This is a genomic window from Tunicatimonas sp., from assembly GCF_049647865.1.
Taxonomy (GTDB): Bacteria; Bacteroidota; Bacteroidia; order Cytophagales; family Cyclobacteriaceae; genus Tunicatimonas.
The window spans coordinates 1-3,451 of sequence record NZ_JBARYM010000506.1; the positions used below are offsets into that span (position 1 = coordinate 1).

1 protein-coding gene is annotated in these 3,451 nt (G+C 45.5%); it reads left to right on the top strand.

Annotated elements, in window-relative coordinates; genetic code table 11:
* Positions 1 to 365: 365 nt before the first annotated feature.
* Positions 366 to 3,451 (top strand): VCBS repeat-containing protein (locus tag WBA23_RS14925; protein ID WP_424583079.1); only part of this gene is annotated, 3,086 nt, incomplete at its 3' end.

A 3,451-nucleotide genomic window follows, 5' to 3' on the forward strand; every position in this document is an offset into this window, starting at 1 on the left:
ATACGCAGGTTTATCTAATGCCTACTACCTGGGAGTTGTGCTAGTAGCACTGCCCCAGATTGTCTTCTTTGATTGTGGAGTATAAAATAGTGGCTACTTTGCGATAGACTTTGCAAACGGAGCATTATACTCTGTAGAAGAAAATGACGGTCGTCCGTTTGCGGGGCGGGGCAGAGCTGCGGTTCCATGGGGATAGTCCGTTCTATTCAGAGATTCCTGATTACGAAACTGAGGTGAATCGCCTACGAGTAATCGTTGTGGTTAGATATTTAAAAGGGATGAGAGTGGTTACTTTCTTCCCTTTTTTTGTATTACGATCTTTTGTAGTTTGACCGAAGAAAGAAGTAAAGATGCGTACTCAAAGCTTGATTTTTTTATATTGGTTGGGGTTTCTAATTTTGCTGGTCAGTTGCGAAGCTCAACCAACCGAAAAAAAGAAACCATTAGTTACAGCTCCTGCCAAGCCTACGGTAGAAGCGCACCCGCAGTTTGAGAAACTTACTTCCGAAAACACAGGAATTTACTTTATAAACGAAGTAGCGGAGGATCGCTTCCGCAACATTTTGCTCTATCAGTACTTCTACAACGGTGGGGGAGTAGCAGTGGGAGATATTGATAATGATGGTAAAACCGATCTCTTTTTTACCGGAAATACAGTGTCTAACAAGCTCTACCGTAACCAGGGCAACTTTCAGTTCGAAGACATGTCCATTGCAGCTAACATTTTGCCGTCGGGGAGTAATAGCTGGTGTACGGGAGTAGGAATGGCCGACGTGAACGCTGATGGATGGCTGGATATATACGTGAGCCGATCGGGTAACTTTAAGCCGGAGAACCGTGAGAATCTACTCTACATTAATCAACAAAACGGCACTTTTCGGGAGCAAGCTCAGGAATACGGTCTTAATGATCCAGGCTATTCCATTCAGGCAGCTTTCTTTGACTATGACCGCGATGGTGACCTAGATATGTTCATAGTCAACCACGGTATGGAAACCTACGATGGGCGGGTGCTGGCCCAATCTAATGAGCGTGACCCCTACGTCGGGGACAAGCTATACCGGAACGACGTCGGCAAATTTACCGATGTCAGCCAACCAGCCGGTATTATTGGAACGCAGCATAGCTACGGACTTGGCCTCACTGTAGGCGACGTGAACCAAGATGGTTGGGACGATATTTACGTAGCTAACGATTTCTACGAGCACGACTATCTCTACCTTAACAACCAAGACGGTACGTTTACCGAATCAATTCATCAGGCTACCCAGCAAATTTCTTTCTTCGGAATGGGCGTGGATATGGCAGATTTTAATAACGATCTCTGGCCCGATATTGCCGTGGTAGATATGGCTGCTCCCGATCAATACCGTCAAAAAGCAAATCTGGCGGGTATCAGCGATGCCAAGTTCTGGGACTTTGTGGACAAAGGTTACCACTTCCAGTACATGTATAATAGTTTGCAACTAAATACGCCACTGCCAACTGGGGTGGTTTCCCAGCAAACATCATTCAGCAACATCGCTCGCTTGGCCGGAGTAGATCAAACCGATTGGAGCTGGGCACCGTTGTTTGCCGATTTGGATAATGATGGCTGGCAGGATTTATTCATCACCAATGGCCTGCGTAAGGACGTGCTGAACAATGATTTTGTCGCGGGTATCAATCAGGAGTTAGAAGCGATGAATGCTCGCTTTGTGGATCTGAACGAACCGGCCGCCCAGTCGCTCTTGAACCAAATGCCCTCTCAGAAAATCGCTAATTATCTGTATCATAATCAGAGGGATTTAACATTTAAAAATGTTAGTGAATCGGGAGGGTTGGGAGAAGCTACTTTCTCTAACGGAGCCGCTTACGCTGACCTAAATAATGACGGCTACCTAGATTTGGTTGTTAATAATTTAGACGATTTTGCTACTATCTACCGTAACCGTCCCTCGGATAAGCGGAATTTTTATTTAAAAGTAAAGTTAGTAGGAAACTCCGGCAACCCATTTGGTATTGGTACGAAAGTCATTGTGTATCAAGCTAATACATCTCAAATGCGGCAGTTGCAGCCTACGCGGGGTTATCAATCGTCGGTAGAACCTATTCTCCATTTTGGACTAGGTAATGAGCTTATCGATAGTCTTAGAATTACTTGGCCGGATGGCTTGAGTCAAACGCTGAAAAATGTAGAGTCAAATCAAATGATTACGCCTACTTACCAAAATGCCAAACCAACTTCGGCTATTATCGATTCGGTAGGAATTCAGATTTTTGAAGAAATTACCGATCAAATCGATTTATCATTTCGTCACCAAGAATCGGAGTTTGACGATTTTGATCGTGAGTTTTTACTTCCTTATAAACTATCTGACTTTGGACCTGCTTTAACCGCTGCCGATGTAAACGGCGATGAACTCGATGATTTTTTTATCGGAGGAGCGCGTGGACAATCCGGGGAGTTATTTATTCAGTCCGCTTCCGGTGGGTTTGCTCGAGTCCGAAACCAACCCTGGCAGCAGCATGCCGCTAGTGAATCTACGGATGCAGTGTTTTTTGATATTGACGGCGATGGCGATATGGACTTGTACGTAGTTAGCGGAAGTAACGAGTACGTAGCGGATGACACGGACTTGCAGGATCACTTGTATCTCAATGACGGAAAAGGAAATTTTCAGTGGGCGAGTGAAGTATTACCCGATATGCACTCGTTTGGAACCTGCGCTACAGCAGCCGATTTTGATGGCGATGGCGATCAGGATTTATTCGTAGGCGGGTACATCATTCCGGGAAAATATCCATCACCCGGCCGAAGCTATCTATTAGAAAATCGCCAAGGAAAATTTGAAGACGTAACCGACATTTGGCTTCCAGAACTAAAGCAGCGCAAACTAATTACTGATGCTCAGTGGGTAGTTACTGAAGCTAATGAGTTACCGGCACTAGCCGTCGTAGGAACATGGATGTCGCCCACGGTATATACGAACACAGGTAGCCAGCTAAAATCAGGCAATTCCGATAGTTTAGCATCGGCAGGTTGGTGGTTTAGTCTATCTGCGGCTGATTGGAATCAGGATGGCACGGATGAACTAGTGATGGGCAACGTAGGTCTGAACTACCGCTACACAGCATCTACCCAATCGCCTTTTGAGTTGTACGCTGATGATTTTGATGCTAATGGTTCTACTGACCTGCTCTTTGGCTACTACCAAAATGGTAACTTATACACTATAGAAGAGCGCGACCGGATGTATCAGCAGCTTCCGACCGTGAAAAAGAAGTTTGCTGATTACGATTCCTACGCTGAGGCTACCTTAGCTCTGTTGGTAGGTAACGCTGAGTTGAAACAAGCTAGGCATTTTTCTGCGCAAACGTTCCGCTCATCGTGGGCCGCCATTAAGGATGGTCAAATTACTACACTAACCCCTTTGGTAAATGAGGCCCAATTTTCTGCAGTGCGCGACAT